Origin of the sequence: Streptomyces flavofungini (genome assembly GCF_014650815.1) — a bacterium.
Taxonomy (GTDB): Bacteria; Actinomycetota; Actinomycetes; order Streptomycetales; family Streptomycetaceae; genus Streptomyces; species Streptomyces flavofungini.
The window spans coordinates 1-24,109 of the sequence record NZ_BMVR01000011.1 but is presented as its reverse complement, the minus strand read 5'-3'; the positions used below and the strand labels follow the sequence as shown (position 1 = coordinate 24,109).

Here is a 24,109-nt window from a genome sequence, read left to right as displayed (position 1 = left end):
GCCCCGCATGCGTAGGCCGTACCGCCGTGTTCGGGTGGAGCCCGTGCATACCCTTTTGCCCGAAGCTGTGCGGCGTGTGGCCGCTTGGTGTGTGGTGGTGTTGCTCGTCGCCGGTGTGGCCGGGGTCGGGGTGTGGCTGTGCACGGTGTTCAAGACGGCCGTGACGCCCGTGCTGCTCGCCTTGCTGGGGACGGCGCTGCTCGGGCCGCTGTACCGGCGGCTCGTGCGGATGCGCGTGCAGCGGTCGGTCGCCGCGGCACTCACCTGCGCGGCCGTGCTCGCGGTCGTCGGTGGCGCGACGTACATCGTCGTCGCGGCGCTCATCGACACCGGGGACCAGATCATCTCGTCCCTCAAGGAAGCCGCCCTCGACCTGTCGAAGCACTTCGGCGCGGCCGGGACCTCCCTCGACGACCTCGCGTCCAACGCCAAGGACCTGCTGGGGAAGTTCGGCGGAACCGCCGCCTCCGGAGTGGTCAGCGGGATCAGCGTGGTCGGCGAGATGATCGCCACCGCTGTGCTCGCGCTGCTGCTCGTCTTCTTCTTCCTGCGGGACTCGCACAAGACCGCGGGCGCCCTGCGCTCCCTGGTCCCCGAGTCGTCCGCGGACACCGTCGAGGCGATGGCGCGGCGCGCGTTCACGGCCGTCGAGGGCTTCATGCGCGGGACGACGGTCATCGCGCTCATCGACGCCGTGTGCATCACCGTCGGCCTGCTGATCCTGCGCGTGCCGGGCGCCGCCGGGCTCGGCGCGCTGGTGTTCGTCGGCGCCTACATCCCGTACCTGGGGGCGTTCCTGTCGGGCGCCATCGCCGTCCTCGTCGCGCTCGCCGACCGCGGTCCGTTCATCGCGCTGTGGGCGCTCGGCGTCGTGCTGGCCGTGCAGGTCCTCGAAGGGCACGTGCTGCAGCCGATGATCCAGAGCCGGACCGTGCAGATGCACCCGGCGGTGGTGATGCTGGCGATCACGGCGGGGGCGTCCGTCGCCGGGATCATCGGGATGCTGCTCGCCGTACCGCTGACCGCCGCCGCCTTCGGCGTGCTCTCCGAGCTGCGCACCCGCTACAGCGCGGCCTCCGGATCGGCGCCGAAGGCCCCGGCAGCAGGCGCGCCGCCCTCGCCCGGCGACTCCCCCGAGCCTTCGTAGAGCTCGAACCAGATGCTCTTGCCCTCGCCCCGGGGATCCACCCCCCACCGGTCCGCGAGCAGCTCCATGAGCACCAACCCGCGCCCGGAGGAAGCGAGTTCCCCGGGGTGCCGCTTGTGGGGCAGGTCGTCGCTGCCGTCGGCGACCTCCACCCGGAGCCTGCGCGTGTCCATCTCGCCGGTGACCTCGGCGACCAGGAGCGCGTCCCCGTCGGTGTGCACCAGGACGTTGGTGATCATCTCGGAGACCAGCAGGACGGCGGAGTCGACCTGCTCGTCGTCCGACCAGTCGTGCAGCAGGTCCCGCAGGTGCACGCGCGCGCCCGCGACCCGCTCCGGCTCGGCCTGGGCGATGGTCAGCATCGTGCGGCGGGTGTGGGCGCGCTGGTCGGGGCGGCCGGTGCGGCGCAGCAGCAGCACGGCGATGTCGTCCTCGCGGCGGTCGGCCAGGGGGCCCGTGCTGTGGTGCGAGGACGGCCCGTGCACGGCCTGGACGAGGGTGTCGGCGAGGACCTCCAGGCTGTCGTCCCCGGTCGGCGGCGCCTCGTACGCGCCGAAGCCCGCGTGCCCCTCGGGCCCACCGGCCTGCCCGCCGCCGGCGGCGCCCGCATCGGCTGTGCCGTCTGTGCCGGTTGCGCCGGCCGTGTCGGCTGTGCCAGCCGTGCCGTCTGTGTCGGCGGTGCCGTCTTCGTCGTCTTCGTAGCGCTCAAGAATCTTCCGGATCCGCGTCCACCCCGTCTCCAGGTCGTGGCCGCCGGTCTCGATGAGGCCGTCCGTGCAGATCAGCATCGTCTCGCCGGTGTCGAGGACGAGGCGGGTCGTCGGGTAGTCGGCGTCCGGGTCGATGCCGAGTGGGAGGCCGCCCGCGATGGGCCGCTGCAGAACCGTTCCGTCACTCATGCGTATGACGGGCTCGGGATGGCCCGCACGGGCGATCTCCAGGACACCGGTCGCCGGATCGGCCTCTACGTAGAGGCACGTCGCGAAGCGCGGGTCGGCCGCCGCGCCCCCGTGGTCGTCGCGGGTGTCCGTCGACCCGTAGGCGATGCCGTCCGTGATGCCGGACAGGAAGCGGGTGGCGCGGGAGAGCACCGCGTCCGGGCGGTGCCCCTCGGAGGCGTACGCGCGCAGGGCGATGCGGAGCTGCCCCATCAGCCCGGCCGCCCGCACGTCGTGGCCCTGGACGTCGCCGATGACGAAGGCGATGCGGCCGCTGGGCAGCGGGATCACGTCGTACCAGTCGCCGCCGACCTGCAGGCCCCCGCCCGTCGGGACGTAGCGCGCGGCGACGGCCATGCCGGGGATCTCCGGGCCCAGCATCGGCAGCATGGAGCGCTGCAGGCCCTCGGTCAGCTCCCGCTCGGACTCCGCGACCCCGGCCCGCGACAGGGCCTGCGCCAGCATGCGCGCGACCGTCGTCAGGACGGACCGCTCGTCGGGCGTGAACGAGACGGGGTACGTGAACGCCGCCATCCACGCGCCCATCGTGCGGCCCGCGACGATCAGCGGCAGGAACGCCCAGGACTGCCGCTCGAAGCGCGAGGCGAGCGGCCAGGCCGTCGGGTAGCGGCGGCGGTAGTCCTCCGGAGAGGAGAGGTAGACCGCGCGGCCGGTGCGCAGCACCTCGGCGGCCGGGTAGTCGGTGTCCAGCGGCATCGAGGCGAGCGGATCGTCGTGGCCGTAGCCGTGGTGGCCGTGGTGGCCGACCAGGGTGAGGCGGTCCGCCTTGGCGCCGAAGACGGCGAGGCCGTCCGGCGAGAAGCCCGGCATGGACAGGCCCGCGGCGACCCGCAGGACCTCCTTCGTGGACCGCGCCTCGGCGAGCGCGCGGCCCGCGTCGAGCAGGAACGCCTCCCGGGAGCGGCGCCAGTCCCCGGTGACGGGCGTGCGGGCGGCCGAGCCGGGGGACGGCTCGGAGACCTCCTGGATGGTGCCGAGCAGCTCGTACGTGCTCGCCCCCGCGTGGACGATCGGCTTCGTCCGGCTGCGTACCGTCCGCAGGACCCGGCGGCCCTGCTCGTCCATGATCCGCAGCCGGGCCTCGGCGAGGGTGCCCTCGGCGACGGCGAGCTGCACGATGCCGTGGATCTCGTTCCAGTCGACGGGGTGGAAGCGGGAGCGCACACCCGCCTCGGTGGTGGTCTGGGCGTGCGGGGGAAGCCCGAGGAGTCGGGCCGCCTCGGCGTCGAGGGTGACGGTCCCGGTGGCGTTGTCCCAGCGCCACAGGCCGGTGGCGACGATGGAGAGGACGGCGCTCACGGGCGGGAGGGAGTCCCGGTCGGGAGGCAGGGAGGCGTCCCCCACCTGCTCGCGGGGCTCATCGGTGCGCATTGAATCACTGTAGGAACAGTTGTGTACCCCTCGCCACCTTGTGCCCCGTGGGCCGGGGGTGCGGACGGGTGCCGGGCGGGGACACCGGGGCGCCCGAATACGGGGGGAAGTGATCTCCCACCGGACGGTAGCCTTGACAGCCAGCACCTTCTTTACGTCCGCCGGGGCACGCCCCCGGCCGGGCACTCTCCCCGATCCCGAAAGACTGGATGAACGACGATGCATCGGTACAGGTCGCACACGTGCGGTGAGCTCCGGGCCTCTGACGTCGGCACCGACGTCCGGCTGAGCGGATGGCTGCACAATCGGCGCGACCTGGGCGGCATCCTCTTCATCGACCTCCGCGATCACTACGGCATCACGCAGCTCGTCGCCCGCCCCGGCACGGCCGCCGCCGAGACCCTGGACAAGCTCTCCAAGGAGACGGTCGTCCGGATTGACGGCAAGGTCGTCTCGCGCGGCGCGGAGAACGTGAACCCGGAGCTGCCGACCGGCGAGATCGAGATCGAGGCCGCCGACGTCGAGGTGCTCGGCACCGCCGCGCCGCTGCCCTTCACGGTCAACGCGGAGGACGGGGTCAACGAGGAGCGGCGCCTGGAGTACCGCTTCCTGGACCTGCGCCGCGAGCGCATGCACCGCAACATCATGCTGCGCTCGTCGGTCATCGCCTCGATCCGCTCGAAGATGGTGGCCCTCGGCTTCAACGAGATGGCGACGCCGATCCTCACCGCGACGTCCCCCGAGGGCGCGCGCGACTTCGTGGTGCCGTCCCGCCTGAACCCGGGCCGGTTCTACGCCCTGCCGCAGGCCCCGCAGCAGTTCAAGCAGCTCCTGATGATCTCCGGCTTCGACCGGTACTTCCAGATCGCGCCGTGCTTCCGAGACGAGGACGCCCGCGCGGACCGCTCGCCGGGCGAGTTCTACCAGCTCGACGTCGAGATGAGCTTCGTGGAGCAGGAAGACGTCTTCCAGCCCATCGAGAAGCTGATGACGGAGCTCTTCACCGAGTACGGCGGCGGCCGTGAGGTCACCTCGCCGTTCCCGCGCATCCCGTTCCGCGAGTCGATGCTGAAGTACGGCAACGACAAGCCGGACCTGCGCGCCAAGCTCGAACTCGTCGACATCACCGACGTCTTCGCGGACTCGGAGTTCAAGGCGTTCGCGGGCAAGCACGTGCGCGCGCTGCCGGTGCCGGACACCGCCGGGCAGTCCCGGAAGTTCTTCGACGGCCTCGGTGAGTACGCGGTCGAGCACGGCGCGAAGGGCCTGGCCTGGATCCGCGTCGGCGAGGACGGCGCGTTCGCGGGCCCGATCGCCAAGTTCCTCACCGAGGGCAACGTGGAGGAGCTGACCAAGCGCCTCTCCCTCGCCCCCGGCCACGCCGTCTTCTTCGGCGCGGGCGAGTTCGACGAGGTCTCCAAGATCATGGGCGCGGTCCGCGTCGAGGCCGCGAAGCGCGCGGGCCACTTCGAGGAGGGCGTCTTCCGGTTCTGCTGGATCGTCGACTTCCCGATGTACGAGAAGGACGAGGAGACGGGTCGCGTCGACTTCTCCCACAACCCGTTCTCCATGCCCCAGGGCGGCATGAAGGACCTGGAGGAGAAGGACCCGCTCGACATCCTGGCCTGGCAGTACGACATCGTCTGCAACGGCATCGAGCTGTCCTCCGGCGCCATCCGCAACCACGAGCCCGACGTCATGCTGAAGGCCTTCGAGATCGCGGGCTACGACGCCGAGACCGTCGAGCACGAGTTCAAGGGCATGCTGAAGGCGTTCCGCCTCGGCGCCCCGCCGCACGGCGGCATCGCCCCCGGCGTCGACCGCATCGTGATGCTCCTCGCCGACGAGCCCAACATCCGCGAGACGATCGCCTTCCCGCTCAACGGCAACGCCCAGGACCTGATGATGGGCGCCCCCAGCGAGCTGGAGGAGTCCCGCCTCAAGGAGCTGAACATCTCCCTGCGCAAGCCGGTCGCCGCCGGCAAGGCCGAGGGTGCCGCCGCCAAGGCGGAGCAGGACGCCAAGTAGCCCTTGGCCCAAGGCAGCCGGGGCCCGGGACCGTTGATGCGGTCCCGGGCCCTTCGCCGTTTCCGGGGCGCTGTTCCGGCGGACGGGAGTGGGGGTCTGGCATCCGCGCAGGGGCCGGAGGCCCGACATCCGCGCAGGGGCCGAAGGCCTGAGCATCCGCACAGGGCTCTCTGAGTACGCGTACTCAGGGATCGACGGCCTTCGGCGGCGAGAGTGAGAGGCACGCCGACCGACTGGAGACCACCATGCCCGTGCCGCGCACGACCAGCCGACCCACCGGGGCCGCCCGGCGCGGCGTCGTCCCGGCCGTCGTCGGCGCCGCCGCCCTCGCGGGCGCGGCCGTCCTCGTGGCCCTCACCGGCTGTTCCGTCCTCGACTTCAAGGAGGACGTCTGCCGGGGCGGCGAGTACCCGGTCATGACCGTGAACGGCACGGGCTCGGCCTGTGTCTCGGAGGACGACAAGCCCCCCAAGGGATACGTGCGTTACCCGGCGGGCAAGGTGCCGGAGAAGGTCGACGACAAGTGGGACGTGTACTGGCGGACCCACACGCTCGACGAGCACGGCAAGATCATCGACGACCCGGACGCGCCCTGACCGGTCCGGTGCGGGCAGGGTCGGCCGGGCTCCGCCCGGTCATGTCGGCTCGCATGTCCAGGGCGACGCGAGCACGCGGCACGCCGCCGTCACCGTGCAGTACGCCGCGCCCGCGCATCCCGGGGAGTGGGACCGGGAGCTGAGCGGCGGGAAGGACCGGCCCGGGCATCTGGTCGAGCCGGAGCGGCAGTTGGCGGAGCTGCGCGGGCTCGCCTCGCGGCAGGGCGCGGGGGACATCGGGCCCGTCGCGCTCGACGGCTCCCGCACCATGCTCGTGCACGACGGGGTGTGGACCATCGCGGAGTCCGTGTTCCTGGCGAACGCCCAGTCGGCCGGGGAGGTGCCGCCCCTCCCGCGCGTCTCCGCCCAGTGGTCGCGCCTTGAGTGCGCGCACCGGGTGGCTGGAACCAGCCGGTGGATCTGCCTCACCAACGCGGGCCATCCCTACGACAAGCCGGTGGCGGTGGTAGAGCTGGATCCGCGAACGCGAAGGCTGGCGTTCGTGGGACTCGGCTGACCGGAGGGCCGCCCGCAACCGAAGGACTGCGTGGTCCCCAGCGGGACGAGGTGACCTGCCGGACGGGGCTCAGGCCGCCCGCGTGGGTGAGCTGTGACTCTCCGCCTCCGCCGTCGCCCACTCCGTCACCAGACGTTGGTACTCCCGGCGCTGCTCCGTGCTCAGCCGCCCGCCGCAGCGCAGCCACAGCGCACGGATCTCCTCGTTCACCTCGTCGGCGGTACGCCGGCTCTCGGAAGCGGGATTCGTGGCCATACTGTGAAGCGTACGTGCGCCGGAGTGAAGGCGAAGTGAGGCCGATCACGAAGTGATCAACAGCTCACTTGGACCGTGTATATCCAGCCACATCCCGGGTAATCGCTCTCGCCTCAACCGCGGCTTGAGACTTTTCCGGCTCGGCGGAGCCCCGACCGCACCCCCGCGCGGACGAAGTCTCCGGCAGTCCTTCAACGAAACACTTGAATCCATGACTGCCGCAGATACGGAACGGGCGACCGGTCCCGCCCATGAACGAAGCACCCACCGGTGGACGCTGCTCGCGGTGAGCGCCGCGCAGCTCCTGGTCGTCCTGGACGGGACGATCGTGAACATCGCGCTGCCGTCGGCGCAGCGCGCGCTGGACATGTCGGACGCGAGCCGCCAGTGGGCGATCACGGCGTACGCGCTGGCGTTCGGCGGCCTGCTGCTGATCGGTGGCCGGATCAGCGGGGTGCTCGGACACCGGCGTACGTTCCTCGTCGGCCTGGCGGGATTCGCCGCGGCGTCGGCGCTGGGCGGGGCGGCGGTGAGTCCGGGGATGCTGTTCGGGGCGCGCGCCCTGCAGGGCGTGTTCGCGGCGCTGCTCGCGCCCGCGGGGCTCTCTCTCCTCACGATCACGTTCACGGAGCCGCGGGCCCGGGGCCGGGCGTTCGGGGTGTTCGCGGCGGTGGGCGCGGCGGGCTCGGCGGTGGGCCTGGTGGCGGGCGGGCTGCTGACGGAGTACGCGAGTTGGCGCTGGTGCCTGTATGTGAACGTGCCGTTGGCGCTGCTCGCGGTGGTCGGGGCGACGTTCGTGCCGAAGGACCGTCCGGCCGGGGACGGCGGGCGCCTCGACGTACCGGGGGCGCTGCTGAGCGCCGGGGGCTTCGCCGCGGTGGTGTACGCGTTCAACGAGGCGGAGCCGCGCGGCTGGGGCTCGGGGCGGGTCCTTGCGCTGCTCGCCGCCGGTGCGGTGCTGCTCGGGGCGTTCGTCGCCGTGGAACTGCGGGCGCCGCGGCCGCTGTTGCCGCTGCGGATCCTGGTGCACCGGGCCCGGGCGGGCGCGTTCCTCGCGATCACGCTGCTGTTCGTCGCGATGTTCGGCTTCTACCTCTTCATGAGCTACTACACGCAGACGGTGCTCGGCTATTCGCCGGTGGAGGCGGGCCTGACGCTGATCGTCAACGCGCTCGCGGCGCTGGTCGGGGCGACGTTCATCGCGGGGAAGCTGCACGGCAGGGCGCGGCCGGTGGCCCTGGTCGTACCGGGCCTGCTCGCGGCGGCGGCCGGAATGTTCCTCCTGACCCGGCTGACGGCGGACAGCGGCCACGTCTTCTGGCTGTACCTGGTCCCGTCGCTCACCCTGACCGGCCTCGGCCTCGGCTGTGTCCTGCCGCCGACGGCGAGCCTGGCGACGGCCGGGATGCGGGGCCATGACATCGGCGCCGCGTCGGCCGCGTACAACGCCTCGCAGCAGTTGGGGGCGGCCCTGGGCACGGCCCTGCTGAACACGATCGCGTCGAGCGCGGCGGCGACGTACCTGGCCGGCCACCGGGACGCGAGCCCGACGGCGGCCTCGGTGCACGGCTACACCAGCGCGCTGTTCGTCGGCTTCGGGATCCTCGCGGGGGCGGCGTGCCTGGCGTGGGTGCTGCTGGGGGTGCGGGGGCGGCGGGAGCCGTCGACTCCGGAACGCGTGGAGCGTACGGAGGAGACGGCTCCGCTGGCCTAGGCCGGTGCGCGGCCCGGCCGAGGCGGTCCTATGCCGCCTCGGCCAGTTCGCACCACACGAACTTGCCCTCGCCGCCCAGGAGGTGGGCGCCGCCCAGGTGGTACCAGCCCCAGCCGTCGGCGCAGCACTTCACCAGGGCGAGGCCGCGGCCCGCCTCCGCCAGGAGCAGGTCCCTGGCCGGGGGCGCCGGGGGCTCGGGCGGGGTCGGGTCCGCGTCCCAGACCTCGATGCGGAGGATGCCCCCGGCCCAGTGCAGCCGCAGCGCCGCCGGGCCCTTCGTGTGCGTCACGGCGTTGGCCACCAGCTCCGTCGCGACGAGTTCCGCCGACTCGGCGAGGTGCGGGAGGCCGTGGGCGGAGAGGATCACGCCGAGGGTTCGGCGACAGATAGTGACGGCGCGGAGGTCGTTGGGGATGTGGAGGGTGTACTGCCAAGGGGCCGGGGAGGGGGTCAGGATCGGGGTCGGAGAGGGGGGTTCGTCGATGTCGTCGCCGGGGTCGCAGCTCTCGTTCATGCGTAACTCCATTGGATCGATGAGGAGTTGGAGGAGATCGACTCTCTCTGGGCGGTGGCCTGCCGGTGCCCGCTGTGGCGGGGCGACGCGGTGCACTTCCGGACCCGGGGCGTTGCTGTGGGTGGTCGCTTCCTCACCGAAGGTAGGGCAGTAATTTCTGCCTCGGCAACAGGTTCGCGTAACCTTCCCCCCGAAAGAGGGGCGTCAACACGTCCTGCTGCGAGCAGCGTTGAGGGGTAGGTCCCGTATGCCGCCGAGGAGTCAGCCCACCGCGCGCCAGGTGCGCCTCGGCACGGAGCTGCGCAGGCTGCGGGACGCCGCCGGGCTGACCGCGCGCGAGGTCGCGGAGCTGCTGGGGTCCACGTCGGCGCAGATGAGCCAGATGGAGTCGGGCATCGCGGGGGTCAGTGCGGCGCGGGTACGAAGCCTCGCGGCGCACTACGCCTGCGGGGACGCCGCGTTGGTGGACGCGCTCACGTCGATGGCGACCGAGCGCACGCGTGGCTGGTGGGAGGGCTACCGGGGCGTGCTGCCGCCCGCCTTCCTCGACCTGGCGGAGCTGGAGCACCACGCCACGCACATCCAGGAGGTCGGCACCGCGCACGTCCCCGGCATCCTGCAGACCGAGGAGTACGCGCACGCGGTGTTCTCGTACTGGCGGCCGGAACTGCCGAAGCGCGCACTGGACCTGCGGGTCGAGCACCGCAGGCGGCGCCGGGAAGCCCTACTACGGGACGGCGCGGCGCCGTACGTGGCCGTCCTCCATGAGTCCGTGCTGCGCATCCGGGTGGCGGACCGCCGGGTCGCGCGGCGACAGCTCGACGCGGTCCTGCGCCAGTCGGAGAGCGGCACCTTCGTGATCAGGGTGATCCCCTTCGACGCGGACGGATTCGCGGGTGCCAGCGCGGCGCTGCTGTACTTCCAGGGGCCGGTGCCCGCCCTCGACACCGTCCAGCAGGACACGTCCATGGGCTCCGCGTTGATGGACGCGGCCGCCCAACTCCAGTCGGCGCGAACGCTGGTCCGTAAAGTGGAGTCGGCGTCCCTGGGACCCGCCGAGACGCGTGCCCACCTCCACCATCTCGCGAAGGAGCTGTAGCCGTGATCCAGTGGCAGAAGTCGTCGTTCTCCAGCGGCTCGGACGGCGCGGCATGCGTGGAACTGGCCGCCGCCGACGGCGCCTTGCTGCTCCGCGAGAGCGAGGACCCCGAGCGCGTACTCACCCTCGAACCCGCAGCCCTCGGCGCCCTCCTCCACCACCTCAAGGCCCCCGGCCGGCTCACTCGGTGACGAGGCGCGACCAGACCTCCGGCGCCGTGAGGGCGTCGACCGTCGCGGGGTCGGCGTGCAGCAGGGCGGGCAGGGCCGCCGTCCAGGGGCCGATGTGGGCGGCGCGGGCCGCAGCGGGGGCGGCCCGGTCGGGGGGCAGGGCGAGGGCCAGGGTCACGTAGGCGTCCCTGACGTCGGGGGTGCGCGGGAAGGACTCGATGAGAGCCTCGGCCCGGTCGTGCTCGCCCGCTTCGGTGAAGACGCGGATCAGGTCGGGCAGCCCGTCCGGCACGACCCACTCGTCGGAGGCGGGCCACTGCTCCCGGATGTACTCCTCGGCCCGGTCGGCCTGACCGGTGGCCAGCAGTCCCCGCACCAGGTCCGGCGAGACCGCGTCCTGCCACGGCGTGCGTTCGGCCTTCGCGAGCAGCTCCTCCGCCGTCGGATGGTCGCCGACGGCGTACGCCGCCCGCGCTCTGGCCACCGCCTCCCCACGCGACTGAGGGGCGCCGGACGGCGTCGCCATGAGCTGCGAGTGCAGTTCCAGGGCGAGATCGCGGCGGCCCACAGCGGCGAGGCGGGTGATCCCCTGCGCCAGCGCTTCGACGGGGAAGTCGCCCTCCGAGAGCTTGGCCAGCAGCTTGGCGACCGCCACGGTGTCCGCGTCGGCGCCCCGCTCGGCGAGGACCTCGACGATCGCCCAGCGGGCGGTGGCCCGGTCCGTCGGGTCCGGCAGCCCGCGCACCACGGCCTCGGCGAGGTGGGCGCGCCCGTCGGCCGCCAACCGGCGTACCACCAAGGTGAGTTCGCGGGCGGCACCGGGCCGGTCGGCGTCGATGTGGCCGAGGGCCCGGTCGACCTCACCGGCCTCCACCAGGGCCTCGACCACGATGGACCGCAGGGTGTCGAGGCTCGTGGGCATCCAGAGGTACGGCGGGAGCGCGTCGTCGCCGCTCTTGGCGCCGCCCTGCTGCTCCGTGTCGGCGAGGAGGAGCGCCTCGGCGTCGGCGAGCAGGAGCAGCGCCTCCGGGCAGCCCGCCCGTGCCAGCTGCCCAGCGACCCTGGCGCGGCTCTCGGCGTCGGACAGGTGGGGCAGGACCCGGCGGTAGCCCGACTCGGCTTCCGCCAGGGTCCGTTCGGCCTCGTCGGCGTGGCCCGCGGCCAGCAGGATCAGGCAGATCGTGGACAGGGTCCGCGGGGTCGCGGCCGAGGCGCGGACGGCCTGGGCGAGGGCGAGGGCCTGCGCGGTCCGTCCCGCCTCCGCGAGGGCCAGGGCCACCTCCGCCAGGCCGTTCTCGGGGGTCAGGAGCGTACGGGCCGCGGCCTCGGCGTCGTCGTAGTGGCCGTGCCGGACGAGGAGGCGGCACAGGTCGAGGGCCACCGGCCGGGCACGTGGGTCAGGGGGCAGGAGGGCGGCCAGATCCACCGCCAGGTCGGTCCGCCCCGCCGCCGCCAGGCGCAGCAGCACCTCACGTCGGACGTTCGTGTTGCTCAGGGTGCTCCGGGCCACGCCGTCGGCCAGCTCGTGGCGGCCCGCGACCACGAGCACGGCGCACACCCGGGCGATCTGCGGGGAGGTCGTGGCGGGGGTGCCGGCGGCGGTGAGGTAGCGGATGGCGTCCTCGGCGTCCGCGGACAGGGCGATCTCCAGGGCGAGCTCGGCGCGGGCGGCGTCGGCGGCGGCGTGCACGGTCGCGTGCGAGGAGGGTGCGAAGAACCACTCGACGTCGTCGGGCGGCGGCCCCGCGCTCGACAGGAGCAGCTCTACGAACTCCTCCGCGGCCTCGCGCCGTCCGGTGACCGCGAGGGCGCTGGCCAGCGCCCGACAGCAGGTGTGGTCCTCGTCCTCGTCGCCGGTCGGATGGGCGTGCGGCATGAACGGCATGTCCGGTCGGAGCCGCCATCCCGCTTCCTCGGCGAGTACGTCGCCTTCGAGGATCGTGGTGCGTGCTTCGGCGAAGAGCGCGTCGGCCCGCTCGTCCTCGCCCGCGCGCGCCGCGCCCTCGGCCAGCGCGATCAGGGACAGCGTGCGCGTGCGGTCGTCGGCGGATGAGCGGGCCAGCCGTTCCGCGTCCTCGGCCGGTCCGCGCGCGGCGACCGCCGCCACCACGGCGGGCAGGACGTTCTCCCGCTGGACACCGTCGGGCAGGAGGCCGACCACGGCCGTGGCCCGGGACAGTTCGCCCCAGGCCAGCCAGGTCCTGACGACGCGGGCGAGGCGCGGTCCGGAGACCAGGGGGGTGGTGTCCCTGGCCGCGGCCGCCGCCAGGTCCTCCACGATCTCGATCGCGTGCCGGTGCTCGCCCCGCGCCCGGACCCGTTCGGCGACGCGCAGCACGGCGTCCACCCGCTCGTCGCCGTCCGGAATGCTCTGCGCCAGCGCCACCGCCCGGCGCGCGTGCCCCAAGGCCGCCCACGCCTCCGGCAGTTCGGCCGGGAGGGTCCGGTTGCGGTGGGTCAGCGCGTCCCGGTGCAGGGCGAGCCGCAGCATGTCCGGCAGGTACCCTCGCCCGCCCGCCTCGACGATCGCCTCCTGGGCGTCGCGGATCTCGGTGAGCGTGGCGACGTCGCCGCCCGTCGCGCGGTAGAGGCGTTCGTGCCGGGCCGGGTCCACCGCCACGGCCACCGTGCGCGCGAGGTCCTGCTGGGCGCGTACCAACGCGAAGTATCCGCGCAGCAGATAGCCGGGGGTGTCCTCGGGCCACCCGCGCTCCCGGTAGGAGTCGGCCCAGGCGTGCAGGCGCTGCCGGAGGGCGTCGAGGCGGGGGGCGCCGAGCATGCGCTCGGCCTGGAGGTGCAGTTCCTCGTGGGCGAGGAGGTAGGCGGCGCCGCCGGAGTGGGACGCGCCGACCACCGCCTCCCGCACCTCGAACGTCCGCCCCGCACTGGTCCGCAGCACCTCCTGCAGCTCGTACGGAGCCGAGTCCGTGAGCCGCGCCAGGTCCTCCGCCGTCAGACCGCCCCGCGCCGCCGTGATCAGGCCGAGCGCGTCCAGATGCAGCCCGCCCTTGGCGACGAGCTGGCCCAGTTCGAGTTCGGCGGCGCCGCGGATGGCCCCGGCGCGCTCGGAGGGCGTCAGGGTGCGGACGGCGCAGGCCGTGCGGAGCGGGTGGTGGTCGGGGACGTCGGTGGGGATCGGCGGGTTGGGCCGCCCGGCGACGACGACGCGCAGCGCCGGGTCGGTCGGCTGCGGGAGGAGCCCGGCGATGCTGTGGGCGTCGGGTCCGGCCGTCACGCCCCGGTCCTCGTCGAGGCCGTCCACGAGGAGGACGAGGCGTTCGTGGCGGGCCGCGCACACCTGGGCGGCCTGGCCGAGGAGTTGGAGGAGGTGGGCCTCGCGGGTGGACTCGGTGAGGTTCGGGGGCAGGGGTTCGCCCAGCATCTCGGCGAGCTGCTCCAGGACGACCTCGACGAAGGCGGTGCGGTCGTTCTGCGCCGCCCACCGCGCGGTGACGAAGAACGGCACGACCCGCACACCCGGCGGCGGGTGCAGCGCGAACCACGACAACAGCGCCGTCTTGCCCGCCCACGCCCCGGCCCGCCACCACGCGTACGACCGGTCTCCCGCACCCCGGCAGAAGGCGGCCAGCTCGGCCAGCTCGGCCTCGCGGTCGACGAGCTGCCGCGGGGCGGTCAGGCGCACGTGCTCCCAGTAGGCGGAGCGGGCGGGGGGTCCGGTGGCGGGGCCGGGGGAGGTGTTGATGGTGGTGGGGCCGTTGAACGCGAAGGAGCCGGAGACCTGCTTGGCCTGGATGAGGTGGCCGTACTCCCCGTCGAAGACGCTGTTGTACGTGTCACCGTCGTCTCCGTCGACCACGCGCCCCTCCGCCCCAACCGCTGCCCTGTACCCCCGGGTTCAGCGTACGGGCGGGCGCGAATCCAGGTCGAGACTTGCCCTCAACCGCGGTTGACGTCCGAGGGCCGCCCCATGACGCACCTTCTGGACATCCCGCACCCCGGCACCGGCACGATCCTCACGCCCCCTTCCGGATCAGCTCCACCAGCCTGCTGAAGCTGTCCGCCCCGTGCCCCGCCTCCGCGCCCTTGCGGAACGCGTCCAGGACCGCCTGCGGGAACGCCGTGTCCACGCCCGCGTCGGCGTTCGTGTGGACGACGTGTTCCATGCTGGCCACGCCCATGGAGATGCGGTCGACGTCGCCCGCGTGGTTCCCGGCGTCGATCCGGGGCGCGTAGAAGTCGATGAACTGGCCCATGCCCGCGTAGTTCCCGCTCGCGTACGGGGCGATCTCCGAGGCGCTGATGCCGTGCGCGTCCGCGAGGGCGACCGCCTGCCAGTACGCGAGCATCGCGGGCCAGAAGATGACCATGTTCAGCTGGTACATGAGGGCGGCCCGGCCCTGGTCCTCGCCCCGGTAGTCGGTCTGCCCGGTGATGACCTCCAGGTCGGCGCGGTACTTCTCGTACGCCTCGCGCGGGCCGCTGTAGAACGTCGACATGTCCGGGCTGCCGATCCCCGGCGGCGGGGACAGCACGCCACCCGTCAGATGGGTGCCGCCGAGCCCCTCCACCCAGCGGGCCGCCGCGCGCGCCTTCTCCGGGACGTCCGAGCTGAGGTTCACCAGGACCCGGCCCGCGAGAGCGTGCTCCGCGCCCGCGAACGCCGTGTACATCGCGTCGTAGTCGATCAGGCTGAGGATCACCAACTCATTGGCGGCCAGGGCCTGTGCGGGCGTCTCCGCCAGCTTCGCGCCGCGCGCCACCAGCGCGTCCGCGCGGGACGGGGTGCGGTTCCAGAGGGTGACCTCGTAGCCCCGGTCGAGATAGGCGGCGGCCATGGCCTGGCCCATGGGGCCGAGTCCGATGACGGTGACGGATTGTGACATGAACGTCTCCTGTGTATGCGTGGAGTTACTAGAACGAGCGCTCTATCTAGCGCCGTGAGGAAACGTAGCACAGCTCTAGAACGAACGCTCTACTCAGAGGATGGGTAAGGTGGCCGGATGAGTCAGTACAGCGCGCCCCCCAGCACGCGTGAGCGGATCGTCGTGGTCGCCGCGCGGCTCATCCAGCGGCAGGGTTACGTCGGCACCGGCATCAAGCAGATCGCCAAGGAGGCGCAGGCCACGCTCGGCTCCGTCTACCACTTCTTCCCGGGTGGCAAGGAGGCTCTCGCCGTGGCCGCGATCAAGCACGGCGAGAAGGAGTTCAGACGGCTCCTGGAGGACGCGCTCGACCGCGAGGGCGACCCGGCCGCCGGCGTCGAGTCCTGCGCCGTCGAACTGGCCGTCGGGCTGCGGGAGTCGGGCTGGACCGACGGCTGCCCCGTCACGGCCGCCGCGCTGGAGACCCTGGGCTCCGACTCCGAGATCCAGCGGGTGTGCGCCGAGGCCCTGCGCGGCTGGGAGCGCGTCGTGGAGAAGAAGCTGCTCGCGTCCGGCTTCACCGCCGAGGACGCGGCCGATGTCGCCACCACCGTCATCAGCACGCTGGAAGGAGCCGAGGTGACCGCGCAGGTCAACCGCAGCGAGGAGCCCCTGCGGGCGGCGGGACGGCAGTTGGCGCGGTTGCTGCGGACGTACGAGAGCTGAGTTCGCGTACGCGCGTACGCGAAAGGGCCGGGACCGCACATCGCGGTTCCGGCCCTTCCGGCGCGCCTACTGGGCCCTCACTGGGCCTTCACTGGGCCTTCTTCGGCTCCTCCAGGCGCGGGAACAGCACCGCGCCCTTGGTGACCGTGGCCCCGGCCGGGAGCTGGCCCCAGGTGCCCGCGTCCTGGACCCGCTGGTCGGCGAGCGCGCCGAGCGGGGCCTCGGCACCGAGGGAGTCCCAGAGCTGCTGGGAGGTCTCCGGCATGACGGGGTTGAGGAGCACCGCGACCGCGCGGAGCGACTCGGCGGCCGTGTAGAGGATGGAAGCCAGGCGCGCCCTGCCCTCGGGCGATTCGTCCTTGGCGACCTTCCACGGCTCCTGCTCCGTGATGTAGCCGTTGACCTGCTTCACGAAGTCGAAGACGGCGAGGATGCCGCCCTGGAAGTCCAGGTCGTCGCCGACCTTCCGGTCGGCCTCCGCGACGGCCTTGGCCAGGCCGTCCCGGACCGCCTGCTCGGCCGCGCCGGGCGCCTCGTCGGCCGGCAGGGCGCCGCCGAAGTACTTGCCGACCATGGCGGCGACGCGGGAGGCGAGGTTGCCGTAGTCGTTGGCCAGCTCGCTGGTGTAGCGGGCGGTGAAGTCCTCCCAGGAGAACGAGCCGTCCTGGCCGAACGCGATGGCCCGCAGGAAGTACCAGCGGTACGCGTCCACGCCGAAGTGGGACGTCAGGTCCTGCGGCTTGATGCCCGTCAGGTTCGACTTGGACATCTTCTCGCCGCCGACCATGAGCCAGCCGTTGGCGGCGACCTTGCCGGGCAGCGGCAGGCCCTGCGCCATCAGCATCGCGGGCCAGATCACCGCGTGGAAGCGCAGGATGTCCTTGCCGACGAGGTGCACGTCCGCGGGGAACGTCGAGGCGAACTTGGCCTCGTCCGCGCCGTACCCGACGGCCGTCGCGTAGTTCAGGAGCGCGTCGACCCAGACGTAGATGACGTGCTTGGCGTCCCACGGGACCGGGACGCCCCAGTCGAAGGTCGAGCGGGAGATGGAGAGGTCCTGCAGGCCCTGGCGGACGAAGTTCACGACCTCGTTGCGCGCCGACTCGGGCTGGATGAAGCCCGGGTTCGCCTCGTAGTGCGCGAGCAGCTTCTCGCCGTACTCGCTCAGCTTGAAGAAGTAGTTCTCCTCGCTGAGCAGCTCCACCGGCTTCTTGTGGATCGGGCAGAGCTTCTGGCCCTCGAACTCGCCCTCGCCGTCGAGGAGCTCGCCCGGAAGCTTGTACTCCTCACAGCCCACGCAGTACGGGCCCTCGTAGCCGCCCTTGTAGATCTCGCCCTTGTCGTAGAGATCCTGGACGAACTCCTGCACACGGTCCGTGTGCCGCTTCTCCGTCGTGCGGATGAAGTCGTCGTTCGCGATGTTCAGGTGCTCCCAGAGGGGCCGCCAGGCCTCCTCGACGAGCTTGTCGCACCACTCCTGCGGGGAGACCCCGTTCGTCTCGGCCGTGCGCATGATCTTCTGACCGTGCTCGTCCGTGCCGGTGAGGTACCACACCTTCTCGCCGCGCTGACGGTGCCAGCGCGTGAGCACGTCGCCTGCGACGGTCGTGTAGGCGTGGCCCAGGTGAGGAGCGTCGTTGACGTAGTAAATGGGGGTCGAGACGTAGTACGACTGCACGTCGTTCGCCCCCTGCTTCTCGGATCCAGTGGCCGCCATGGTCGAAATCCTAACGGCCCAACGAAGATCCACTCACATGGCGAAGGGGTCGCCCACCAGGACCGTGAACACCGGGTCGTCCATCAGGCCCGCGGGCATCCGGTCGAGCGGCAGCCGCTCGGCGTCCGACCGGTGCCCCTGCGCGCAGGCGTGGAACGGGCCCGTCGGACTGAGCAGCACCGCGAGGTGGGGGTCGGCGTGGTGCAGCCACCAGTTGGACAGGCCGATCGCCGGGTCGGACCGCAGGTACTCGAAGGCCCGCCACATCGCGGCCAGCCGGGCGATCGCCTCCGGGTGCGCCCACCAGGACGGACACCACAGGTGACTGCCGTCGTCCATGCGGCGCTGGATGATCAGCGCGAGATAGTCGGAGACGAACGCCGGCAGGCTGCTGAACGCCAGCGGCGCGCGCTGCTCCTCGTCGATGAGCTGGGCCCGGTCGGTGGTCATGGGGCTGTCTCTCCTTCTGCCGGGGATTCCCGTGCGGGGGCGGGGGCCGGGGTGCGCGCGGCGCGGGGCCGCGGTGGCGCTGCCAGGTGTCCGCGTACGTAACGTGCCTCGTCCTCGCGGCCGAGCTGGGCGTAGACGTCGGCGAGGCAGAACACCGCGTCCCGCAGGCCGAGCGCGTGCGCCTCCTGGTCGTCGAGCCAGGCGCGGCGGCGCAGCTCCACCGCCTCGCGGGCCGGGGCGAGGGCGGCCTCGGCGAGGGCGCGGCGGCCGGTGGCGCGGGCGCGGCGGCCGGTGGCGCGGGCGCGGACCTGGAGCGTCCGGGCGTACGCGCTGAGAGCCTCGGCCAGCCAGGCCGTCGACTCCCCGGCCGCGTGCTCACGGACCAGCGCCATGCCGTCCGCCGCGTGGCGCAGGGCCTCGTCGTGCCGTCCGAGGCGGGCGCAGGCGAGGCCGAGGGCGACGAGGGCGGCGCCGAGGGAGGGCTCGTAGGAGAGGCCGGGGGTGGGCTCGGGGGGCGAGGGGCTGTCGGCGGGCGGGGTGCCGTCGGGGCCGGGGGTGCCGTCGGGGCCGGGGGTGCCGTGGGCGGCCGGGATGCCGTACGAGCCGGAACCGCCGCCCGCCGCCGCCCCGCCCGCCCCGCGCAGTTCCGCCTCGCGACGCCGCTCCTCCGCGAGCCGCCGTTCCTCCGCGACCCGCACCGCCTCCCGGCGCCGCAGCTCCGCCACGATCCGCTCCGCCGTGCGGGCCGCCGCGGTGTGCAGGCCCAGCTTCGCCTGGGTCACGCGCAGCCGGATCAGATGGCTGCCGAGGGCGGCCGCCTGGGCCTCGCGGCGCTCGGCGGGCAGTGCGTCCAGGACGGCGACGGCCTCGGTGAGGAGGTCGAGGCCCGCCCGCTCGCGCCGGGTCCACACGTACTCGTAGCCCAGGTCCGACAGGCACTGGGCCAGGTCGGGCCGCCAGTCCTCGTCGTCGGCGGCGAGGGCGCGGGCGACGGGCAGGGCCTCGCGCAGGAGCACCCGGTGGGCGACGTCCTTGCCCGCCTGTTCGTAGCATCCGGCGAGGGCGAGGAGGGCGTCGCACAGGGCGCCCCGGTGCTCCGCCGGGTCCTCGGCCGCCAGGTCGCGGCGCAGGGCCACGCACTCCTGGAGGTCCCGCACCGCCCCGGCCAGCTCCGCGTCGCGGTCCGCGGCGGGCAGGAGGCTGCGCCGCCGCCGGTACCGGCCGAGGTCGATGAGGGTGTTGGCGACGGAGACGTTCGGGTTGACGCCGTGCGGGCCGGGGTGGCGGCGGATGTCCAGGGCCTGTTCGAGGACGGTCACCGCCTCGTCGAGACCGGCGTCCACTCCGGCGAGCATGTCGGCGAGCGCGTGCAGGGACCGGCTGTGGTCGCGGGCGCGCCGGAAGCGCGGCGCCTGGTCGCGCAGCACCCCGCGCACCTCGGCGGCCTCCCGCATCCAGCGGACGGCCGCCTCCCGGTTCCCCGCGTCGTACTCGATCCACGCCAGGTTGTGCAGCGCCTCGCCGAGCGCGAAGCCGTGCCGGTCGGGGAGGTCGGCCGCGAGGGAGCGGCGCAGGTCGACGGAGCGGTGGGCCAGGTCGATGGCTTCCTCGTAGCGGCCCGCCTGGTCGTAGTTGAGGGCCTGCGAGAGCAGCGCCTCGGCGAGGAACGGCGCGTAGGCGTCGCGGTTGACGGCGACCTGCTCGTCCAGGATGCGCAGGGACTCGTCGGTGACCTGCGTCGCCTCCTTGTAGCGGCCGTCGTTCCAGTAGCCGATGCTCTGACCGTTCAGGCTGCCGATGAGCAGGTTGAGGTGTTCGCCGGGCTGGGTGCTCTGCAGCCAGCGGCTGAGGTCGGCCGCCTCGTCGCTGTGCCGGTTGGACTCCTCCCGGTCGCCGCGCCGCCACTCGATGGCGGAGGCCGTGCGCAGGAACTCGACCAGGCCGCTGCGGTACCGCTCGGGCCGGTCCCGGTCCAGGCGGCGCTGGATGGCGAGGGCCCGCCCGATGAGCTGGTGCGCCCGCTCCAGCTCCTCGATCCCGGCCAGACACCAGGCACACAGGTCGTACGTGGCCGCGAGGTCCGCCTCGTGCGTACGGGGATCCGCCTCCGTGAGCCGCCGCCGCAGGCCGAGCGCGTTCTGCGCGGCCTGCAACGCCCCCTCCCAGCTGGCGAGTTCGCCGAGGCAGCGCGCCAGATGGTGCTGGTCACTGGCGCGTTCGACGTCACTCGGCCCGCCAGGACCGGGGGCGTCGGCGTAACTCCCCACCAACTGCTCGGCGACACGCACGGCGAACCGCGTCAGCACGTGCGACCGCCGGGGCAGCGTGTCCAGGCACGCCCGCAGCGCCGCCGTGCTCACCGGCACCTCGTCCAGGGCCCGGTCCAGCAGGTCGAGCACGAGGCGCGCCCGCCCCGGCCGCCCCTCGTTGGTGTGCGTGATCACCGACCGCGTCAGCACCGTGAACGCCGTCGTCCACTGCTCGTCGGACGCCCCGGCGAGCAGCGCGATGAGCAGCTCCGGATCGTCGGCGACCTCCTGCGACGCCTGGTACTCGGCGACCCGGTCCGGGTGCAGCCCGCCCCAGTGCCGGTCCTGCGCGGCCGGGTAGAGGCGGCGCAGCCACTCGTCCAGCTCGTCCACCGGGACGGGGCCCGCGTGCGGAAGCCGGGCGAGCGTGGCGCGGGCCTCGTCCCGGCCCGCCGCACCGCAGAGGGTGGCGGCGGCGACGGCCCGGCGGAGCAGGGGGCCGGTGCCCGAGCCGGTGCCGTTGATGTCCCCGAGCCCGGCGGAGACGGCGGCGCTGGCCCAGTAGCCCGCCTCCTGCTCCAACAGGGCCTGCTCCAGGAGGCCGTGCTCCAAGGGGCCCGGCTCCGGCGCCCGCTGCCCCGGGGACAGCCCCTTCCGCAGCAGGGCCTCCAACGCCCGCATGTGCAGCGACAACGGACTCTCGTGCCCGTCGTGCAGGACCGGCGGCTGCACCTCCGCCGCGATCGAGGGCCAGTTCACCTCGCCGTACCCCGGTACGAGCCGCAGCACCCGCGCCAGATCGGCGACGGCGAGCCGGAACGCCTCGGCGGCCGGGCCCGGCGTGGTGTAGAGCGGCCGCAGGCTGAAGTCCGGCACCCCGCGCACGCCGAGGACCCCAGGACCGCTCCCGGCGGCCCCCGTCCCCGCCCCCACGACCGGCCGTGGCCCGGGGCGCCCGAGGGCCGACGACAGCCACGACCCCATCGACCGGGCGAGCAGCAGAATCCGGAACCGGTCCCGCGCGTCATCGGCCAGCGCGGCGAGCGCCCGCACCAGATCGGGCCGGGTCTCCGCGTAGTCGACGACGACCAGCGTCGGATGCCGTACGTCTATCAGCGGCCGCAACCGCTGCTCCAGGCGTGCGCCGTCGCCGTACAGGACCTCGTGCCGCAGCCGCCCCGCCACCCACCCGTCGGCGCGCAGACCCGCGGTCAACTCCCGGGCGAGCCGCGACTTGCCCTGCCCGCCGGTGCCGACGAGCGTGCCGACCTGGTGCGCCGCGTCGGACTCCACACACCAGTTGCGCAGCTCCCGCAGCTCCTTCTCGCGCCCCCGGAACGACACGGCCTCCACGTCCGCGCGCAGCACCATCAGCGGCGACCGCAACTCCCGCAGCACCCGCACCGGCGCCAGCAGCCCCGCCAGCTCGGCCGCCTCCAACTCCGGCGGCAACCCGCTGTGCTCCTCCACGACCGCCCGGAACACATGGTCCGCCAGCAGGTCCTCGGCCCGCGTCACACTCAGCCGCACCCCGCTGCCCGCCTGCCGGTCCGCCCGTACGACCCCCAACAGGAGGTCACCCGGCCGCAGTTCGTGCGGTACGCCGGTGGGCTCGGCGGTGAAGACGGCGGCGCCGGACATGCCCGCCCACGGGGAGTCCATGTCGCGCCCGGTGCCGAACACCCCCACGGGCCCCACGAGTTCGTACCGCCGGGCCGGATACCCCGTGAGCGGATTGACCCGGGCGGAAATCTGCTCCATGACCCCGCCGCCGCCACCCTCGGCCCCCTCGCGTCGCGCCCGCTGCATACGGGGAAACCCATGGCAGCACACGGACTGCCCCAGGTTGTGGGTGACGAGCCGCCCCCACCGCTGCGGGCGCCGCCCGACCCGCTCCTCGAAGGACCCCGGCGGCAGCCAGCCCGCGTCCCGGATCTCCACCAGGGCGGCGTCGAGCACCCCGCCCTCCGCGCCGGCGTCCCGCCGCCAGCGGACCGTGGCGGTGTACGCCCGGTCGGACCCCGGCAGGAGAACGGTCGGCTTGGCGCCGCCGGGCGGGAGGAGGTGGGCGGCGGTGAGGACCAGCCGGGGGGCGATGAGGTAGCCGGTGCCGGAGACGCTTGCGTGCGGCTGGTCGGGGTGGCCGGTCCCGTCGTCGCCGGTCCCCCTGCGCGTCACGACGCGTACGACGCGATCCTGCTCCAAGTCACCACCTCCGTCGGCGCGTCGAGCGGGGCGCGACCGCCGAAGCGGCTAGGGCTCTTCATCGCCGATGGAGACATCACCGCGCGTCGCGGTGCGCGGCCTGAGGGTCAGGCTCACCCGCTGGGTGGCGCGGCGGGTGTTCTCCTGCCGCCCGTCGGCCTGGACGACCCCGAAGCGGAGCCCGCCGGAGCCGCCCCGGGTACGCAGCAGCTCGACCTCGAAGTCGACGGTGATCGCTTCGACGTCGAAGCGCACGTCGGCGGTGCGGGCGCGGCGCTGGGAGTCGGCGACTTGTGCGCGCAGCAGGTCGAGGGCGTCGGCGAGGTCGAGCCACCCGTCGCCGTCGGGCGGTTGATTGCCCTGGGTACCACTGGCCGCCATGGCGCGCTCCCCCTCGCTCTACTCGCTCTACTCGCGTGGAAAACGTCAACACGATACGTAGAGGAGGGGGTTGGTGCCACGGAATCGGCGTTACGGGGCTGCTCGGGCTACGAGGGCTACGGGCGCCAGGAGGCGAGGATGCCCTCGTACAGCTCCTTGTCGGTGAGTTCCCTGGGGTCGGGGCCCGTCAGGAAGTACGCGGCGTTGTCGGCCTTGAGCTTGCGGAGGTAGTCGAAGGCCTTGGCGTCCTTGTCGCCGAAGGCGACGAACGAGAAGAAGAGGGGGTGGCGGGCGGCGTCCGCCAGGGCCTGGTTGGCGGGGCCCTTGGTGTCCGGGGCGCCGTCGGTCTGGAAGATCACGAGGGCGGGGTCGCCGACGTGGCCGGACTTCTCGTAGTGGGCGACGACCTCTTCGACGGCGCGGTGGTAGCTCGTGCGGCCCATGCGGCCCGCGGCGGCGTGCAGTTCGTCGACGCGGTTCTCGTGGTCGGCGAGGGTGAGGTCGGCGGTGCCGTCGATGTCCGTGGAGAAGAACACGAGGTGGACGGTGGCGGTGGGGTCCGTGTGGGCGGCGAGGGCCAGGGTCTGATCGGCGAGGTTCTGGGCGGAGCCGTCTTTGAAGTGGGGGCGCATGGAGCCGGAGCGGTCCAGTACGAGGTAGACGTGGGCCCGGGCACCCTCAAGCCCCTCCTTGCGGAGGGCGGCGCCCGCTGCGCGGTACGCGGTGGCGAGGGCGGGCGCGGCGGCCTTCACCTTGGCCAGGGCGAACGCGGGTTTGGCCTCGGCGGTGCTGTCCGGCTGCGCTGGGGCGGAGGTCTGCTCGGCCGGGGTGTCCTGGTGGGCCGGGGCGGGGTCCGGCTGGGCGTTGGTGGTTTCCGGCTCGGCCGGAGCGGTGTCCCGGTGGGCCGGGGTTTCCGGCTGCGCCGGGAGGTCGGCCGGGGTGCTCTCGGCGTTGGTGTCGCCGCCGACGTGGGCTGTGCCCACCTGTTCCGCCTGGTCGGCCGGGCCGGACGCGTCGACCGGGTCGGCGGAGCCGGACAGGTCGGCAGGGGCCGACGGGGTGGCCTGGTCGGCCGGAGCGGTCGAGTCGACCGTGCCGGCCGGGGCGTCGTCGTCGGCGGGAGCTTGCCGGGCGGCCGGGGTGGTGGGCTTGGCCTGGGTGTTGGGTTCCGGGGTGGCCGGGGTGGTG

Annotated in this window: 18 protein-coding genes; 8 read left to right on the top strand and 10 right to left on the bottom strand. The window is 73.3% G+C overall.

Features of this window, described 5'->3' with window-relative positions; translation table 11 throughout:
* Positions 1-7 precede the first annotated feature (7 nt).
* Positions 8-1,147, top strand: coding sequence for an AI-2E family transporter (locus tag IE274_RS26665; RefSeq protein WP_190118444.1), 1,140 nt, complete (start codon positions 8-10; stop codon positions 1,145-1,147).
* Here IE274_RS26665 and IE274_RS26660 read toward each other — a convergent pair.
* Positions 1,063-3,477, bottom strand: coding sequence for an ATP-binding SpoIIE family protein phosphatase (locus IE274_RS26660; protein WP_190118443.1), 2,415 nt, complete (start codon positions 3,475-3,477; stop codon positions 1,063-1,065). The genes IE274_RS26665 and IE274_RS26660 overlap by 85 nt on opposite strands.
* A gap of 219 nt (positions 3,478-3,696) precedes the next feature.
* Here IE274_RS26660 and aspS point away from each other — a divergent pair, with 219 nt between their 5' ends.
* The 3 genes from aspS (at position 3,697) to IE274_RS26645 (ending at position 6,618) form a co-directional block, all read left to right on the top strand.
* Positions 3,697-5,505 carry an aspartate--tRNA ligase gene (gene aspS, locus IE274_RS26655; RefSeq protein ID WP_190118442.1) on the top strand — a complete coding sequence of 603 codons (1,809 nt, stop codon included), beginning with the start codon at positions 3,697-3,699 and terminating at the stop codon, positions 5,503-5,505.
* 245 nt (positions 5,506-5,750) lie between these two features.
* Positions 5,751-6,101, top strand: coding sequence for an SCO0607 family lipoprotein (locus IE274_RS26650; RefSeq protein ID WP_229909831.1), 351 nt, complete (start codon positions 5,751-5,753; stop codon positions 6,099-6,101).
* A gap of 94 nt (positions 6,102-6,195) precedes the next feature.
* Positions 6,196-6,618 carry a hypothetical protein gene (locus IE274_RS26645; RefSeq protein ID WP_190118441.1) on the top strand — a complete coding sequence of 141 codons (423 nt, stop codon included), beginning with the start codon at positions 6,196-6,198 and terminating at the stop codon, positions 6,616-6,618.
* 69 nt (positions 6,619-6,687) lie between these two features.
* On the opposite strand, the gene IE274_RS26640 is transcribed toward IE274_RS26645, so the two are convergent.
* A complete protein-coding gene (locus IE274_RS26640) occupies positions 6,688-6,873 on the bottom strand; it encodes a hypothetical protein (RefSeq protein WP_190118440.1) in 186 nt (61 codons plus the stop codon).
* A 211-nt stretch (positions 6,874-7,084) separates the two neighbouring features.
* Between IE274_RS26640 and IE274_RS26635 the strand changes: the two genes are divergently transcribed.
* The gene (locus IE274_RS26635) at positions 7,085-8,587 is read left to right on the top strand and encodes an MFS transporter (protein WP_190118439.1); all 1,503 of its coding nucleotides are present in this window, start codon (positions 7,085-7,087) and stop codon (positions 8,585-8,587) included.
* 28 nt (positions 8,588-8,615) lie between these two features.
* On the opposite strand, the gene IE274_RS26630 is transcribed toward IE274_RS26635, so the two are convergent.
* A complete protein-coding gene (locus IE274_RS26630) occupies positions 8,616-9,101 on the bottom strand; it encodes an ATP-binding protein (protein WP_190118438.1) in 486 nt (161 codons plus the stop codon).
* A 247-nt stretch (positions 9,102-9,348) separates the two neighbouring features.
* On the opposite strand from IE274_RS26630, the gene IE274_RS26625 reads away from it, so the two are divergent.
* Both IE274_RS26625 and IE274_RS26620 read left to right on the top strand, forming a co-directional pair.
* Positions 9,349-10,200: a Scr1 family TA system antitoxin-like transcriptional regulator gene (locus IE274_RS26625; protein WP_190118437.1), complete on the top strand. Its 852-nt coding sequence runs from the start codon at positions 9,349-9,351 to the stop codon at positions 10,198-10,200.
* 2 nt (positions 10,201-10,202) lie between these two features.
* Positions 10,203-10,391: a DUF397 domain-containing protein gene (locus tag IE274_RS26620; RefSeq protein ID WP_190118436.1), complete on the top strand. Its 189-nt coding sequence runs from the start codon at positions 10,203-10,205 to the stop codon at positions 10,389-10,391.
* Here the strand turns inward: IE274_RS26620 and IE274_RS26615 are convergent.
* On the bottom strand, positions 10,381-14,187 hold the full coding sequence (locus tag IE274_RS26615; RefSeq protein ID WP_190118435.1) for a hypothetical protein: 3,807 nt from the start codon (positions 14,185-14,187) through the stop codon (positions 10,381-10,383). The genes IE274_RS26620 and IE274_RS26615 overlap by 11 nt on opposite strands.
* 157 nt (positions 14,188-14,344) lie before the next feature.
* Positions 14,345-15,214 (bottom strand): NAD(P)-dependent oxidoreductase, encoded by an 870-nt coding sequence (locus IE274_RS26610; protein WP_190118434.1) that lies wholly within the window; start codon positions 15,212-15,214, stop codon positions 14,345-14,347.
* Between the two features lie 117 nt (positions 15,215-15,331).
* Here IE274_RS26610 and IE274_RS26605 point away from each other — a divergent pair, with 117 nt between their 5' ends.
* Positions 15,332-15,919, top strand: coding sequence for a TetR/AcrR family transcriptional regulator (locus IE274_RS26605; protein WP_190118433.1), 588 nt, complete (start codon positions 15,332-15,334; stop codon positions 15,917-15,919).
* Between the two features lie 88 nt (positions 15,920-16,007).
* On the opposite strand, the gene metG is transcribed toward IE274_RS26605, so the two are convergent.
* The 5 genes from metG to IE274_RS39660 all read right to left on the bottom strand — a co-directional run.
* Entirely contained in the window at positions 16,008-17,636 is a 1,629-nt protein-coding gene (gene metG, locus IE274_RS26600) for a methionine--tRNA ligase (protein WP_190118432.1), read from the bottom strand.
* Between the two features lie 33 nt (positions 17,637-17,669).
* Positions 17,670-18,086 (bottom strand): DUF4913 domain-containing protein, encoded by a 417-nt coding sequence (locus IE274_RS26595; RefSeq protein WP_190118431.1) that lies wholly within the window; start codon positions 18,084-18,086, stop codon positions 17,670-17,672.
* Positions 18,083-22,540 carry a tetratricopeptide repeat protein gene (locus IE274_RS26590; protein WP_190118430.1) on the bottom strand — a complete coding sequence of 1,486 codons (4,458 nt, stop codon included), beginning with the start codon at positions 22,538-22,540 and terminating at the stop codon, positions 18,083-18,085. Before IE274_RS26590 ends, IE274_RS26595 begins: the two co-directional genes overlap by 4 nt.
* A 48-nt stretch (positions 22,541-22,588) precedes the next feature.
* The gene (locus tag IE274_RS26585) at positions 22,589-22,921 is read right to left on the bottom strand and encodes a trypco2 family protein (protein WP_190118429.1); all 333 of its coding nucleotides are present in this window, start codon (positions 22,919-22,921) and stop codon (positions 22,589-22,591) included.
* A gap of 116 nt (positions 22,922-23,037) precedes the next feature.
* Positions 23,038-24,109: VWA domain-containing protein (locus tag IE274_RS39660; RefSeq protein ID WP_229909830.1), on the bottom strand; the 1,072-nt coding region annotated here is incomplete at its 5' end.

Excerpts from the sequence above, each read along its gene's own strand:
- IE274_RS26665 (WP_190118444.1), top strand. The coding sequence starts at position 8 with ATGCGTAGGCCGTACCGCCGTGTTCGGGTGGAGCCCGTGCATACCCTT.
- IE274_RS26660 (WP_190118443.1), bottom strand. The coding sequence starts at position 3,477 with ATGCGCACCGATGAGCCCCGCGAGCAGGTGGGGGACGCCTCCCTGCCT.
- aspS (WP_190118442.1), top strand. The coding sequence starts at position 3,697 with ATGCATCGGTACAGGTCGCACACGTGCGGTGAGCTCCGGGCCTCTGAC.
- IE274_RS26650 (WP_229909831.1), top strand. The coding sequence starts at position 5,751 with ATGCCCGTGCCGCGCACGACCAGCCGACCCACCGGGGCCGCCCGGCGC.
- IE274_RS26640 (WP_190118440.1), bottom strand. The coding sequence starts at position 6,873 with ATGGCCACGAATCCCGCTTCCGAGAGCCGGCGTACCGCCGACGAGGTG.
- IE274_RS26635 (WP_190118439.1), top strand. The coding sequence starts at position 7,085 with ATGACTGCCGCAGATACGGAACGGGCGACCGGTCCCGCCCATGAACGA.
- IE274_RS26630 (WP_190118438.1), bottom strand. The coding sequence starts at position 9,101 with ATGAACGAGAGCTGCGACCCCGGCGACGACATCGACGAACCCCCCTCT.
- IE274_RS26625 (WP_190118437.1), top strand. The coding sequence starts at position 9,349 with ATGCCGCCGAGGAGTCAGCCCACCGCGCGCCAGGTGCGCCTCGGCACG.
- IE274_RS26610 (WP_190118434.1), bottom strand. The coding sequence starts at position 15,214 with ATGTCACAATCCGTCACCGTCATCGGACTCGGCCCCATGGGCCAGGCC.
- IE274_RS26605 (WP_190118433.1), top strand. The coding sequence starts at position 15,332 with ATGAGTCAGTACAGCGCGCCCCCCAGCACGCGTGAGCGGATCGTCGTG.
- metG (WP_190118432.1), bottom strand. The coding sequence starts at position 17,636 with ATGGCGGCCACTGGATCCGAGAAGCAGGGGGCGAACGACGTGCAGTCG.
- IE274_RS26595 (WP_190118431.1), bottom strand. The coding sequence starts at position 18,086 with ATGACCACCGACCGGGCCCAGCTCATCGACGAGGAGCAGCGCGCGCCG.
- IE274_RS26585 (WP_190118429.1), bottom strand. The coding sequence starts at position 22,921 with ATGGCGGCCAGTGGTACCCAGGGCAATCAACCGCCCGACGGCGACGGG.